Origin of the sequence: Synechococcus sp. PCC 7335, assembly GCF_000155595.1 — a bacterium.
Taxonomy (GTDB): domain Bacteria; phylum Cyanobacteriota; class Cyanobacteriia; order Phormidesmidales; family Phormidesmidaceae; genus Phormidesmis.
Window position 1 is genome coordinate 3324864 of the sequence record NZ_DS989904.1, and the last position, 13971, is coordinate 3338834.

Genomic DNA, 13971 nt, shown 5'->3' on the forward strand with positions numbered 1-13971 from the left:
TCTCTCTATCTCACACGTTTCATAGCCCAGAATCTCGTACTTTGTAGTTAATTTCCTCAATAGGTAAATCCTCACTATTCCAATTGTTATAGCGTAGCTGCAGCCTTTTTTCGCCTGCGTGACTCACTAGACCAGCGCAGTAGCGTTTGGCATCTAGCCCTAAGCCCTGAAGACGGATTCTTCCATTGAATACAGTCGCTCTAGCAAGGTAAATCACCAAATCGTCTCTAGAGGGGCGATTGACGGTAGTGCTAGCAGTTAGATGAGCGACGCCGCGTTCATCCATTTCTTGACCAAGGGCGATCGCAGTATTTCGGATGCCTCGAATGGCAACAATCACAGCTGCTACTGCCATCGTGATATCTACGCCTTCATCAGTGAGGATATGATTTTGTGATAGATACTGAAAGTTGTTTTCTCCTAAATCGCCTCTAATGCGGCGATGGATCAAATTTTGTGGGTGGTAGTCGTTCAGTGCGCCCACAATTGCACCACAGGCTGCTCTAGGCTCTCGCCACGGAGACTCACGGGTTTTGCCATAGACGACGTGCCTATTACCTTCTCGTAACCGGCCAACATGCGTTTTAAGATCGATGGCGACTAGAGAGATTGATTGGGGGTTGCCTGCATAGAGTCGATGCTTGAGTTGTTCGTCAAGCTCGTGGGCAACGGTCACGTGGGCGAGCGTGGCGCCATTGTCTGTACCGCCGCCAGCGGGAAAAAAAGCTTCTAGCTTTAGTTCGCCGATTTCTGAGAGAGTTGCGAATCGCGAGGCGACGACATCTCGATAGCGTTTGGTGGCTTCGCCCTGGTGAATGCGATCGCCACAGTTTGTATAGGCAAGTGTCGTCACTACGCTTGGCAGGCTCAGGTCGGCTCCACAAACGTTCATTTCTGTAGGACTATTTGCCGCAAACTGTAGCTCATCTCGCAAGATTTGTAGCCCCCTAACTAGCGCATAGCGATCGCTGACAATCTCATTGAGATAGTTGTGATAAGCATTGCGCTCAGTGCCGAAGCTAGCTGGCAACTGCCAGAATCTATCGACCCGCTGTTGAGTGGCTTCGGCATCAAAGGAAAACGACATACTCAAAAGAAACGCGTTGGCGCTCTAAGATCTTCTTGCTAATCTAATGCCGACAATGATGCGCTAGAGCGAGCAGCGATCTTAAGTACCGTTATGTCTCTTAATATGTATCTAAAGAGCATTAGTCTGTCGGTCACAGGTCAACTTGAAAGGGAATCTCTTCGGTTTGTGTATAGACTGTGCCGCTATTCGTTGTCTGTAGAATCTTCACTTCATACAGCGCCTCGTAGCCTGGTTTTAACCACGGTTTAAATCGGTTGCCTAGGTCAAAAGTGTAGGTGTTTTCCACCACCTTAAGATTACCCAAGTCGATGGGTTCTGTTCCTTTTCTGATATTGAAAGTGGCCTCGTGCCGCAGTTGATAGGTCTCCGTTGTTAGGCCACTAGCTGATTGTTTAGTTAGTAGCGCGATCTCAATTTCTATCTGAGAGAGCAGATTTCGCAGTTCTCCTCTGTCGATTAAAACTAGCTCACTCTCCCCATCTGTGGCAAACACCGCTTCTAGCTCAAAGGACTGCACTCGACTGGGCGAAAATCCCCCCGTAATCTTAGCAACCTGCACTCCCGAAGCTTCACTCAAGCGATAGTCCAGTGTGCCAGGGATATCAAGATTAAGCACAGCTTGATCGCCTATGGAACTAGCCTCAACGCTCGTACGCACATCCGCTACCCCTAAACTTTCTGGAGTCTCCTCTGCTGCCCACTCCAGGCGATACTTTGGTCGCTCAGTTGATTTGAGGTACACGTAGCTATCAGGCGTGTCAGAGGCCGGACTCAGAAGCGATCGCAACCCTGTTCTTTGCTCCCAAATATTTTTAACCAGCTCGACTGTTTGACCTAGCTGCGTGCGCAGTGTGCCACTAGATTCAATTCTCTCTTGAGGAATATCACCGCGAGGAATCAAGCGAAAGCTACCGTAGCGGCCCTCTCCACCATCGCGCCCATCAGCGCCTGGTTTGCCGCGATCGCCATCCTCGCAGCCAAAGCTTCTAACGTGCGAAACTCCTTGATAGCGAAGATCATAGCGGTAGTCATCCGCATATCTTGAGTATCTTCTAGGAATATAGTCGCGGCTGTCGATAGACGGTACATGCTCTCGCACATCAAGATGTCTAACGCCTGTACAAGGAACTACTTTTCTAGCGGCATATTCCCACTCAGAATCTTCAGTTTGATCCTCTGTAGGGTTTCGCCGTCGCCAAACTTCCCATTCGCAGAACTTCACTATCCAAGTGGGCTCCACGCACTCGCACCCATCTGCACCCACATCCCCTCGACCCGCACGACCGCCCTTTCCCCCAGCGTTTGCGATCGCCACTTGCTTCAACACTGCTACATCTTCAAAGTAGATAGAGATGTCACTGCCGTTACCCCCATCACCGCCATCACCGCCATCACCGCCATCACCGCCATCAGCACCAATCAGTGAATAGGCTGGGCGATAGGGCGCTCGGCAACTTTGAGCAATCTCACCTGGCGCTCCATCTTCTCCTGATTCGCCCTCAGCTCCTGAAAAATCGTAGAAAGTATCCGACAGCGGTGTGTTTATCAGATCAATAGCCCTATCCGGTGCGTCTTGAGCCGTACGCCCGCTTCGCCCATCTCGTCCATCTCGCCCTTTTACACCAAACACAAAACTGCCTTGCCTACGCTCGGTTAATTGGTAGTTGCTGTGGTGATCGCCCCGGCCAGTGTTCCTGCCGGGGCGATCACTAAAGTTATGCTCTATAGAATAGCCAGGATAATTCGCCCTCACAGGAGCGTTATATCCAAACAGCCCTACGAGAAAAGTCACGACGAGTACAGTTGCCAGAAAAGAGCGAAATCGAGAAAGACGCATAGTAGGACAGGCGGGCCTATCAACAAACAGAACCGCAAGATACACCACTTGTACATATCTCTCGCAATTCTGTAGCTATTCACCTTTCAAGCTAGCCTGCGTACGCAACTCAATCTAGATAGCTGTGACAGTTCGCACCATCACTTTTCACTGACTAGCGTAGCGCCGAGCCTAAGGCTCAATACAGATAGAGAGCACAGCCATAACCCCTACAGCCCGACCTCTAGTAGCAGCTATTGCGCCAGACTCTGATTAAGAATTGTCTGAAACTGTTTAGGCATTATCAGCTTAGGCATTACTAGCCCTTTGTCAGGGTCTCATCGTACTCGGTAGTCTGGGTCTAAAGCGATAAATTCTTCAAGGCTTAACCTTTGGCGAGCACGCAAGCTTTCTTAAGACCGCTCATACCTAATTTCCTTCAACCGCTAGATAACACCGAACAAGTGCATCTAACGATTGACATATTTATGTTGATTACGTTGGTTTAGTTACATAGCCTTACATAGGCAGAGTCCATGCCGTGGCACAGTATAGTTCAATCGTATATCGTCAGCTAATTTACCATAGTTAGACATGCCTGATTAGATGCGCCCCATCAGACACACATAGTGCTGTCGAGAGAATCTATGAGACTATCCAAGAAAATAGAGATCACCTTCGAGACAATTATTTGGAACTTCAGATTTTTCGTCCTATTACCCGTCATCTTTAGCCTATTAAGCGCTGTCAAGTTCTTCATCATAGGTACTCTAGATATTTGGGCAGGGTTTAGTTTAAGATTTGATGTGAGCGATCCTGAAGGCGATATCACGAATCGGATAGTCTCGTATATTATCGGCGGCGTAGATCACTACTTAATCGGTATTGTTCTACTTATCTTCGCCTTAGGCATCTACGAACTTTTCATCTCAGAGATTGATGTTAAGTTCGAACATGAAGTCAATATTTTACAAAGTGAATCTCTAGAAGAGCTAAAGAGTAAGCTGGTGCAAGTGATTGTAGTTGCACTAATCGTCAGTTTGTTCAAAAGAATGCTTGGACTAGAGCTCAACCAAGCTAGTGATCTAGCCTACGGTGCGCTTGCTATCCTACTGATTTCTGTCAGTAGCTATCTTCTCCAGTTGCAATATACAAAAATGCACGAAACAACTATCAACAGTCGTTCCCAAGTGGCGAAGGAAGATTCTTCTAACTCTTCAGCAATTAGAATGAAGCGTCCTGTCGACTAGCGGGGAATAAAATAGTATCAAAGGCTTCCTAAAACTATCAAAGAAAGTCAAGAGGTATCTTCCCAAAATTTCTAAAATTCGTGAGTAGGGAGTTGAGTAAAACGTTCAACCCCAAAGGTCAAGCAAAGAAGGTGAGAATACGTTGATAGAAAATTCAAGAGATATCTATAGCTCAAGCTCGCAACGAGCTTTCAATCTGTAGCGATTAGGCTGTTGAATGTATCAACTAGGTAGACAATAAACAGTATAGTAAGTAACCATTTGGTTGTTTAAGAACGAACTTTTTCGGGTAAAATTAGCTGCATTAGAAAGTCGGTAAAAAGACCGATTACTGGCGTATAGATAGAGAATTCACGTAAATAGATGGATACATAGAAGATGCTTATGGGTAGAAGTTCAGTGAAACTACTGTTGTTTAATATATCAAAATTATTAGCTCATATATCTTTCGACGCATTTAGGTAATTATTATGAAATATGACTGAATATTTTTAAATATTGCTGTTCAATATAGAGAGGCCTGCGTCCGTGAAGTAGGTATCTTGTAACAGTTATTAGAGACTAACGATAATGCAACTCAACAATCCTCGACAGTCAGCTAGAGAACTTTTGAAAGAAAGCGTTCCCAACGAGCGATGGGAGCAAAACGGTGAATTCTTGGATCGCCTTCGTGAACGCATCGGTCAGCATCCAGTTTCTAAACATCCAGCTATCAAAGCTCTGAGAAGCTCTACGTTCGATCTAGAAGCTATCCAACAAATTCATTTAGAATATCGACATGCCATTGTTCAGATATTTACAGATGCTCTGTTAATGGCTCAAGTGCAGACCAAGCAGCTCGAACCTGATTTTGAGTCTGGTGTAAAGATGTATGCTCGTTTTCTGCTGACGCTTAACGTCCTAGACGAGTTTGGATTCAAGCCAGGTGTTGATGACTCTGGCTATTATCGAGGAAATGCGTTGGGCGCTCACTATCCCCTCTACGAGGAAGTGCTCGATGAGCTTGGTATTGATCGGATTGAACGAGAACAATATAAACCTAGTGAGTTCTCTCGCAAATTAAGAAGTTTTTTAGAGAGTTCTTATGACGATCTTTCTCAGGTAGTTAGTTTGCTTGCAGCTGGGGAGAGAGTGGTTGTTCTTTTCAGTTCGCCGCTTCGTGATAATGCCAAAACAGTGGGGGTTGACACTTCAAAAGGGTACTACATGGTTCATGGTGCTAGTGACGATGAGCAGTCTGAAGGAGATGATGATACTCATGAGGACGATCTTTGGTATATCCTGATGCAATCTCTATCACCTGAGCAGTATGAAAACATTGAAGCAATGTGCGAGCAGTACTGCGATCTGTGGGTTGATTTTTGGAATGCTCAAATGCAGTTAGTCAAAGAACAAGAGAAAGTACTTGTTTCGGCCTAATTGCCAAAGGTAGTAGGATAGAGGCCATCTATTGAATCGGAGATAGCCTCTATTGACTATAAAAAATGACTATAGAGAAAACTTTGAGCAACAGCATTCTATTCGCTCAATTCTTACAACGCTATTCATCAATCGATTGATTCCACTCTTGAAAGCGACGCACCTTACTGGCAAATCCAGAAGCCTTGAACTTTTCTAAGCGCAGCGGTGCAGGTTGAACGGAGGGAACAGAGATTCTAAAAGAAAAGGCACTCTCTCCCATAGGAACATATTCAATCCCACCAAGCCGATAGCGATTTTTCATAACGGCATTGCCTTCTGCGTCAAAGATCCGACCGAAGATGTCGGCATCAACAATATCTCTTGCAGAGTTGTTGACAGCGGTACCCTTTACTAGGTAGCAAGTAGCAGACATTGAGGAACCACTAGTAGTGAGGTTCTCAGCGTAGGCGGCATCGGCAGGACACTCTTCGGCAACGAGATCTTTGAGATCGATTTGAGTAAGTGCATAGGCAGCTGGGCTCCAGCTTAGAAACCACAGACAGCTGATTAGAAGCAGTGGAAGTACTCGCGTGCGTAGAAGTGAAATCATGACGAAATTGCTAGCCTAATATCCTTTTAGCTTACCGTCTTCGATGACGCTTTAGGCCTGTGCAAGATGATCTAACAGGCTACGGCGCATAATATCTATAGGAGCAGGCCGATCTAGCCAAATTTCTAGTGCAGCAGCACCTTGTTGAACGAGCATTTCTAGACCGTCTACAGTGGTCAGCCCGGCTGCTGCTGCCTGCCTGAGAAATTTGGTTGGCCGTGGCGTGTAGATCAAATCGTAGGCGATCGCACCTGTAGGTAGTAGCGCAAGCTCGTCATCGCTTAGCACCGAAGCGTCTGTGTTAGGGTGCATTCCCACTGGCGTTGCATTGACGACAAGGCCAGCCCTTTGTAGTTGATCGGGTAGCTCTTCCCAAGTCATTACTTTTAGCCGAGCAGCAATATCAGGACTATTTGCCCAGCTTTCGGCGAACCAGGCCAGCTTCTCAAGATTGCGACCAACAACACTAATTCGCTTGCAGCCGAGCTGATGACAGGCCGCGACAACTGCTCTAGAGGCCCCGCCATTGCCAAGAACGATAGCGCGCGTGTTGGTCCAGTCTTGCTTTAATGCCTGTAGAGGAGAAAGAAAGCCAATAGCATCTGTATTCGTGCCACACCAGCCGGATTCCTGGCTACTATCGTCGCCTTTGTTCCAAGTGCCGTACCAGACGGTGTTGACTGCGCCAATTGCCTTGGCTACCTCGCTAACTTCATCTAGCAAAGGGATGATAGTCTGCTTATGAGGAATTGTGATATTGAATCCTCGCAGGCCGATGGCTTTGAACCCTATGATCGCATCTTTTAGATTTTCAGGGTGAACCGGAAACGGCAGGTAGACATAGTCAGCCGGACCCGTTTCTCGCAAATGCGCGATCGCCGCGTTGTGCATCAGCGGAGAAAACGAATGCTTGATTGGGTAACCAATTACTCCTAGTAGCTGAGTAGTTCCTTTGATGGTCATGTCTGTTTATCTATACATGACTAGAGCGTAGCGTAACCGAACGTAACATTAAACTGACGGCACCAAATAACCGCTGATTTGAACGCACTTACATCGACACCTTCAGGAATAGCGTAGCGCTGTTCGCCTGCTACCGATTGAAGTCGACCCAAATTAACGTATTTGTCAGCACTATAACTTTCTGGTACTGCTTCGGCGTGCAAGAGCACAAATAGATCAGGGCCGTTGTCACTGCTAAAAGCCGAGTCAAATTCTAAGTAGGACTGCCCATCGATTGCAACCACTTGAGCTGCGCCGCTAGTGGGATGTCCCGCGCCGACAAAAGGGGCAGAATCAACGGATTCAGTAGGCTGACTAGACTTGACTTGACTAGTTGACGAAGCTGCTTGAACGAGGTTGACTGAAGCAGTCTTGGCATTGGAATTTAGCGCAACCAGCGTACTAATCACCGGAGCAGTCGGAGAGGGTTGAGGAAGCTGTTGTCCTTGGGCCTGTAGTGCGGGTTGATAGGCAACCGCGGTTACAAGTGTCGCAAAGCCGATGCGCTGAATTTGCTGTCTGATAGAAGTAAATTGCATAAGACGAATACCTTTATAAAGGCCCTGATATCGATGGATAAAGGCTAAGAGCGACGGTAGCTTTGCCTTGTTGATATCAGTATGATGGCCACCTCAAAATGGCGTATGAAAATTCGATAAGCGTTGACTGAGGTGAAGAAAAGGAGTTTCAAAGAAAGTCTGAGAAATGCATGGTCTATTTTTCGAGTAATCTTTGAGATACGACTAGCTGCTGGAAACGACAAGCTAAGTGCTCCATAGACACGTGCTTGTCTTAATTCAATTTTGAACCACCACTCTGCTAGACGCCTAAGCTAACTCAGTTTCAAGGTGTGCCAGCAACCCTGGCTGTTCATCCTCAGATCCCAACAGCAAGTCTAAACTCCAGGGCGTCGGTGAATTCTTACTTTGCTATCTTCTACTTTGTTAGAAAGTGCTAGTAGTCTGCCTGCATTCCAGCGACTTTCGGATCGAAGTCTAGAGGAAAGTGAGTTTTTTGGGGATCGTAGTCTGCGTCTTTAAAGGACGCTTTGTCTAGTGTTGCTTCTCTTAAATCGGTGCCAAGTAACATCGCCCCGCGCATGTCAGCCTCGCTCAAGTTAGCGCCGACAAGAGAGGCATAGCTTAGGTCTGAGCCACGTAAATTGGCTTTCGACAAGTTTGCTGAACTCAAATCTGCATAGCTTAGATCCGCACCCTTTAGATCTACGCCACTTAGATCCGCACCTGGTAAGTTTGCATGCACAAAATTTCGCTGCTGTGACTTGTAGGCAGAGAGTAAAGCCTCAGCAGTCTCAATGGGTGAATCAGCTTTAGACATAGCGACCATAAAGAAACTATCATTACTCACCATAGTGCGATCTATAGCAATTTTGCACACAGTTTGAACCGTTGTTAAGCAGTCAACTTTTATCCTTTGCAGCGCTAGAATCCATAGCCATGAGCAAGTGGCTGCAGTTGAAGAAGATTACTGTCCCTACAGCGCCTGATCAAAGCCTAGAAAGCTCACTGACCTAGTTGTTACTGCTTACCTATTTCTCTTTTCGGTATGGAATGCCTAAAGCTGCTGGAGGGGTCGCTTTGCCAGCAAGACCTGTGAGGGCAGCTAGGGCAATAATATAAGGAAGCATTGCCAGCAGTTGGTAAGGGATATCTAGACCGTATGCTTGAATGCGGAGCTGGAGCGCTTCGGTGGCGCCAAATAGAAGACATGCTAGCGTAGTAGCAATAGGATGCCAGCGACCAAAGATAAGTGCGGCTAGTGCGATGAACCCTTTGCCCGCACTCATGTTCTCAGTGAAAAATCCAACATGGACTAGGGTCAGATAAGCGCCTGCAAGTCCACAGAGGCCGCCGCAGATGATGACACAGAAGTATCGAACGCTACTAACGGAAATACCGGCTGTATCGGCGGCTGAAGGTGCATTACCCACGGCCCGCAAGGATAGTCCCCAATGAGTATGAAAAAGTCCGTATGTCGCTATGGGAAGCAGAAACAACAGGAAATAGAAAAGTGGATCTTGCTGGAAAAATACACCTACGATCGGAAGCTGCTGGAATCTAGGAATATACAAAGGTTCGATGCCGGGTAGTGCTACTGTTCCGGTTTCGAATGCTAGCCTGGCGCCATAGGTCGTCAGACCTGCAGCAGTAAGGTTAATCGCTAGCCCAGAGACTAGTTGATTGACACCCAAGCTGACACAAAGATAGGCATGCAAAAGACCGACAACAGCGCCTGCAAAAACGGCCAATCCTACTGCTAACCAAGGGTCTGTAAGTACCAGAGCAGTAGCGGCACTGACAAAAGCACCGGTTAAAATCATGCCTTCTAGGCCAATGTTTAGAACACCTGAGCGTTCTGAAATCAAACCTCCTATAGCCGCAAATGCAAGCGGAACGCTAAGCCGAAGGCAGGCCGAAAGAAAGTCTGATAGAAGATCGGTGGGTGTCATAGAGGGTAGAGAGAGCTTAGTGTATGAATGCTGGTCATTCAACTTTCTTGCTTATCGATTGGTTTATTAAACAGGCTGACTTTACTTTGAGTGTCTAAGGTTAGGCTAATAGCGACAAAAAGAACAATCAGGCCTTGGATGGCATAGATGATAGAAACCGGTACAGAGGCGCTGCGTTGCATGACATTAGCGCCGCTACGAATAGCGCCAAAGAAAAATGAGGTGAGAATGACCGCGGCAGGATTACCTCGACTGAGCAGGGCGATCGCCAGCGCGTCGAATCCATATCCGGGAGAAAAATTCTCAAACAGCCGGCGCTTGAGGCCAAGGACTTCACTGCTGCCGGCTAACCCAGCGAGTCCTCCTGAAATCGCCATTACGCTTAAGAGGGTTCTATTCGTAGAAATGCCTGCATAGCGAGCGGCAATCGGATTTTGGCCGACAGCATCTACCTGGTAGCCCCATGGCGTGAGCGCAAAGGCAGCAGTCAGTAAAATGGCGATCGCTAATCCTAGAAAAATACCGGCATGGGCCTGCGTTTTTGGCAAAATTGTCGGCAGGCGAGCAGAGGCGGCGACTAGCTCAGAAAAAGGACTTGGAGCGTTGTCAGCTTTGAGCGGGCCGTTGACAAGATAGCTGATTAGGTACTGGGCTACGTAGTTCAAGAGTAAGGTAGTGAGCACTTCGTTTAGTCCACGGGCGACTTTGAGGTATCCAGCGATCGCACTCCACGCAGCTCCAAAGCTAAATCCCCCAAGTAGTGCCAGCGGTAGATGTATCCATATTGGCCAGTCTGGAAATGCAAGACCTACTAATAAGCTTCCTAGCCCGCCCATATAGAGCTGGCCTTCTGCGCCTAGATTGAACTGTCCGGCCCTAAGTGCTACTAAGACGCCTAAGCTAGCCAATAGAAGCGGTGTTGTCTTTGTTAGCGTATCAGCGAAGCCAAAGTAGGTGGTGAGTGCCTGACGAAACAACGCACTGTAGGCAGCGATTGGGCTGGCGCCCGCGACTAGCATCAGTAGGGCTCCGACCAGTAGGGCAGCTAATACGGCAACAACGGGTGGCCAAGCTGCTTGCAGCGCATTCTGCAGGCGTCTAGACAGACCCATTAGACTCCTGAGGCTCTGCTGAGGCCTGACCTGCCATCAACAGGCCAACTTGCTCTAGTGTGGCGGTATGGGGATCTAGACTATCGATTAGCTGGCCGCGATAGATAACGCCCAGGCGATCGCTCATTGCCATGACTTCTTCTAATTCAGTTGAGATATACAGAATAGCTGCGCCCTGCCCTCGCTGGGCGAGTAAACTTTGCTGAACGGCTGCGGTCGCGCCGATATCGAGTCCTCTAGTTGGCTGCATTGCTATAATCAGCGCCGGACGACCTGCTAACTCGCGGGCCAAAATAATCTTTTGCTGGTTACCACCGGAGAGCTGACTAGCCTTAAGCTGTGGGCTACTTGCTCGAATGTCAAAAGCTTGAATTGCTTGGTTGGCATGAGCGGTGATCTCTTTTTTCCTGAGTATCCACTGTCGACAAAAAGGTAGCTTGGAGAAAGCTTTGATAATCAGGTTTCGAGCGATCGAAAAGCTGAGGACTAATCCCTGCTTTTGTCTATCTTCCGGGATGTAGGCAATGGAGGTAGACCTAGGTTTGGTTGAGGGCGTTGGAGAGATAATTTGAATTGAGCCTTTTTGAATAGGCAGAAGGCGGGCGATCACATCGGCTAGTTCTCTTTGCCCATTGCCATCAACACCGGCGATTCCAAAGATCTCACCCGCTCGCAGCTGTAAAGATAGCCCTTGTAGCGCCGCTACCTCTCGATGTTCAGCACTAACCCAAAGATCTTGAATATCAAGAACAACATCACCCGCTCGCTGAGGCGACGGTCTAGTATTGATCTCAATGGCCCTATCTACCATTAGCCGTGCTAGCTCAGTGCGGCTGGTTTTGTTCGTAGGCAGAGTTCTGATGACTTGGCCACGCCGAAGAATCGTTACCTCGTCGCAGGCAGCCATTACCTCGTCTAGCTTATGACTAATAAAGATAATGGTGTGGTTGCGAGCTGCGAGCTGCTTCAAAACGTTTAGAAAAGACTGAATCTCGCTTGGCGTTAGGACAGCTGTTGGCTCATCTAAGATCAAGATGCGAGCCTGACGATAGAGAACTTTGAGAATTTCAACTCTCTGTTGTATTCCTACTGGAAGCGTACTGACAACAGACATTGGTGGCACTTCTAGACCGTAGGTTTTTGCTAAGTGGGCGATCGCCTGAGATTGTTCTTTTAGGTTTAGCCGTAGCCCCGTGCCCGCTCTTTTCGACTGGCCTAAAATTACGTTCTCTACCACTGTTAGCTGATTTACCAGCATAAAGTGCTGATGAATCATGCCAATGCCATAACGAATTGCATCGGCGGGCGATCTAATTTGTATCTGCTCTTCCCCTAGAAAAATTTTTCCTGAATCTGGCTGATAGAGTCCAGAAAGAATGTTCATCAAGGTGGATTTACCAGCTCCATTTTCACCGAGCAAACCGTGAATAGAGCCCTCACGAACAGTCAGATAAACGTTGTCGTTTGCCGCGATCGCACCAAACCGCTTTGTGATTGCCGTTAGGCGCAGATTGCCCATAAAAACCTCTTACGACATGACGACTTTGACAGACGCTTTACCATTTTCTTCAGTGTCTTCAAAAGTGAGCTTATCAGCCACCATATCAGCCGCCACCGCGTCTACCTGCTCTCGTACTTCTGGCGGTACGGCCTGATTGAAAGTTCCAAACCTAACAAGTTCAGGACTTTCTAATCCAATGACATATTTCTTTCCTTCAATCTCGCCCGTAGCTGATAGAGCGGCAACTTCGGTGATGGCGCCACCAATATCTTGGATGGCACTGGTTAAGATGGCCTCGGGTGCTAGTTCAAACTGATCGACGTTATTGCCGATGGCATAGATACCGGCTGCTTCACAAGCTTGTAAAACTGCTGGGGCTGAATTATCTAGATTATGAAAGATGACATCGACGCCACTAGCGATCAAAGCCAACGCTGACTCCTTAGCCTTGGCAATATCATTAAAATCTCCCACAAAACTCGACACAACTTCAGCACTTGGATCCATAGCCTTCGCACCTAGGTCCATCGCTGCGCCCTGCTGTTGCGTAGACTTAAATTCCATCCCGGCTAGGTAAGCTAGCTTCTTTGACTGGCTCATAGCCGCGCCAATCATCCCGCTAAGATACAGCATTTGATTGTAGTTTGTGCGTACACAGGCATAGTTGTCGCCGGCGATGTCGCCATTAACGCCGAGAAAGAAAGCCTCTGGAAAGTCAAGTGCTACCTGCTCAATGGCTGCATCAAACTGGCCTCCATGCCCAACTACTAGCCCGTACCCCTGACGGGCAAAATCGGCTAAGGCCTCTGTTTGATCGGCGTTATCAACCTGTTCAACATAGGCGACCTCTATATTAAGCTGATCGCCCGCACGTTTGACTCCTTCATAGCCTAGCTGGTTCCAGCCTCCATCTGTGATTGTTCCGGGCAGGGCGATCGCTAGCCCCTTGACCGCTGAATCTGCCTTTGAATCACCACTCTCTACGTTTGTGTTTTCTACCTCTGTGCTAGGAGAAGCGCAAGCCTTAAGTAAGATACTGCTGAATGTAGTAGCTGCGCCATATCCCAAAAATCGGCGTCGGTTAAAACGATCTACCATCGGTATGCCTTCCCGTAGACTTTCCAGTTCACTGTATACGATAGACAGATTCAGGAGAGCGATTCGGTGCTCAAATTTACTGAAACGCTTCAGCGTAGTTTCCTACCTCTTTGTTCTATGAGTGATCTAACTTCTACCCAGATTATCGAGCATTTACGTTACGCGAATACAATTGCCATGCGCGCTCAGCAATTTGGACATCATCCCTTTGGAGCAATCTTGGTTGCTCCTGATGATCAGACCGTTTTGATGGCGCAAGGCAACGTCGATACGGTGAACCACGCCGAGTCTGTTCTATTGAGAACCGCAGTGACTAACTTTAGTGCTAAATACTTGTGGAACTGTACCCTTTATACAACAGTCGAACCTTGCGCCATGTGCGCAGCAACTCAATACTGGGCGAATGTTGGACGGTTAGTGTACGGTCTTTCTGAAACAACCTTGTTAGAAATTACCAAAAATCATTCTGAGAACCCAACTCTAAACTTGCCCTGCCGAGAGGTTTTTAGTCGAGGTCAAAAGTCAATTACGATTGAAGGGCCAGTGGCTGAAGTTGAGTCTGAAATAGCAGCTGTTCATCGACGCTTCTGGCAAAGGATGCTGTAGTTTTTACCGGTTTTG

The 13971-nt window shown here is 47.7% G+C and carries 13 protein-coding genes; 3 read left to right on the forward strand and 10 right to left on the reverse strand.

The features are described 5' to 3' along the window. Window positions 1–19: 19 nt before the first annotated feature. Together S7335_RS14240 and S7335_RS14245 are read right to left on the reverse strand one after the other, a co-directional pair. Window positions 20–1087 (reverse strand): hypothetical protein, encoded by a 1068-nt coding sequence (locus tag S7335_RS14240; RefSeq protein WP_006456029.1) that lies wholly within the window; start codon window positions 1085–1087, stop codon window positions 20–22. A gap of 133 nt (window positions 1088–1220) precedes the next feature. After that, entirely contained in the window at window positions 1221–2882 is a 1662-nt protein-coding gene (locus S7335_RS14245; protein ID WP_157620247.1) for a hypothetical protein, read from the reverse strand. A 671-nt stretch (window positions 2883–3553) separates the two neighbouring features. On the opposite strand from S7335_RS14245, the gene S7335_RS14250 reads away from it, so the two are divergent. Beyond that, complete coding sequence (locus S7335_RS14250; protein ID WP_006455119.1) at window positions 3554–4156, forward strand: YqhA family protein; 603 nt, start codon at window positions 3554–3556, stop codon at window positions 4154–4156. A 570-nt stretch (window positions 4157–4726) separates the two neighbouring features. After that, the gene (locus S7335_RS14255) at window positions 4727–5575 is read left to right on the forward strand and encodes a hypothetical protein (RefSeq protein ID WP_006457308.1); all 849 of its coding nucleotides are present in this window, start codon (window positions 4727–4729) and stop codon (window positions 5573–5575) included. 121 nt (window positions 5576–5696) lie between these two features. Here the strand turns inward: S7335_RS14255 and S7335_RS14260 are convergent, their stop codons facing one another. The 8 genes from S7335_RS14260 to S7335_RS14295 form a co-directional block, all read right to left on the reverse strand. After that, the gene (locus tag S7335_RS14260) at window positions 5697–6167 is read right to left on the reverse strand and encodes a hypothetical protein (protein ID WP_006453748.1); all 471 of its coding nucleotides are present in this window, start codon (window positions 6165–6167) and stop codon (window positions 5697–5699) included. Window positions 6168–6218: 51 nt separating this feature from the next. Continuing rightward, window positions 6219–7130, reverse strand: a complete 912-nt coding sequence (locus S7335_RS14265; RefSeq protein WP_006456820.1) for a shikimate dehydrogenase — start codon at window positions 7128–7130, stop codon at window positions 6219–6221. A gap of 20 nt (window positions 7131–7150) precedes the next feature. Then, window positions 7151–7708, reverse strand: coding sequence for a DM13 domain-containing protein (locus tag S7335_RS14270; RefSeq protein ID WP_006457179.1), 558 nt, complete (start codon window positions 7706–7708; stop codon window positions 7151–7153). A gap of 415 nt (window positions 7709–8123) precedes the next feature. After that, window positions 8124–8507, reverse strand: coding sequence for a pentapeptide repeat-containing protein (locus S7335_RS14275; RefSeq protein WP_038018456.1), 384 nt, complete (start codon window positions 8505–8507; stop codon window positions 8124–8126). 211 nt (window positions 8508–8718) lie between these two features. After that, window positions 8719–9639, reverse strand: a complete 921-nt coding sequence (locus S7335_RS14280) for an ABC transporter permease (RefSeq protein WP_006457585.1) — start codon at window positions 9637–9639, stop codon at window positions 8719–8721. A gap of 38 nt (window positions 9640–9677) precedes the next feature. Beyond that, window positions 9678–10751 (reverse strand): ABC transporter permease, encoded by a 1074-nt coding sequence (locus S7335_RS14285; RefSeq protein WP_006456960.1) that lies wholly within the window; start codon window positions 10749–10751, stop codon window positions 9678–9680. Beyond that, window positions 10738–12270, reverse strand: a complete 1533-nt coding sequence (locus S7335_RS14290; protein ID WP_006456275.1) for an ABC transporter ATP-binding protein — start codon at window positions 12268–12270, stop codon at window positions 10738–10740. Before S7335_RS14290 ends, S7335_RS14285 begins: the two co-directional genes overlap by 14 nt. Window positions 12271–12279: 9 nt before the next feature. Further along, entirely contained in the window at window positions 12280–13350 is a 1071-nt protein-coding gene (locus tag S7335_RS14295; RefSeq protein WP_006457147.1) for a BMP family protein, read from the reverse strand. 117 nt (window positions 13351–13467) lie between these two features. Here S7335_RS14295 and S7335_RS14300 point away from each other — a divergent pair, with 117 nt between their 5' ends. Beyond that, a complete protein-coding gene (locus S7335_RS14300; RefSeq protein ID WP_038018458.1) occupies window positions 13468–13956 on the forward strand; it encodes a nucleoside deaminase in 489 nt (162 codons plus the stop codon). Window positions 13957–13971 lie beyond the last annotated feature (15 nt).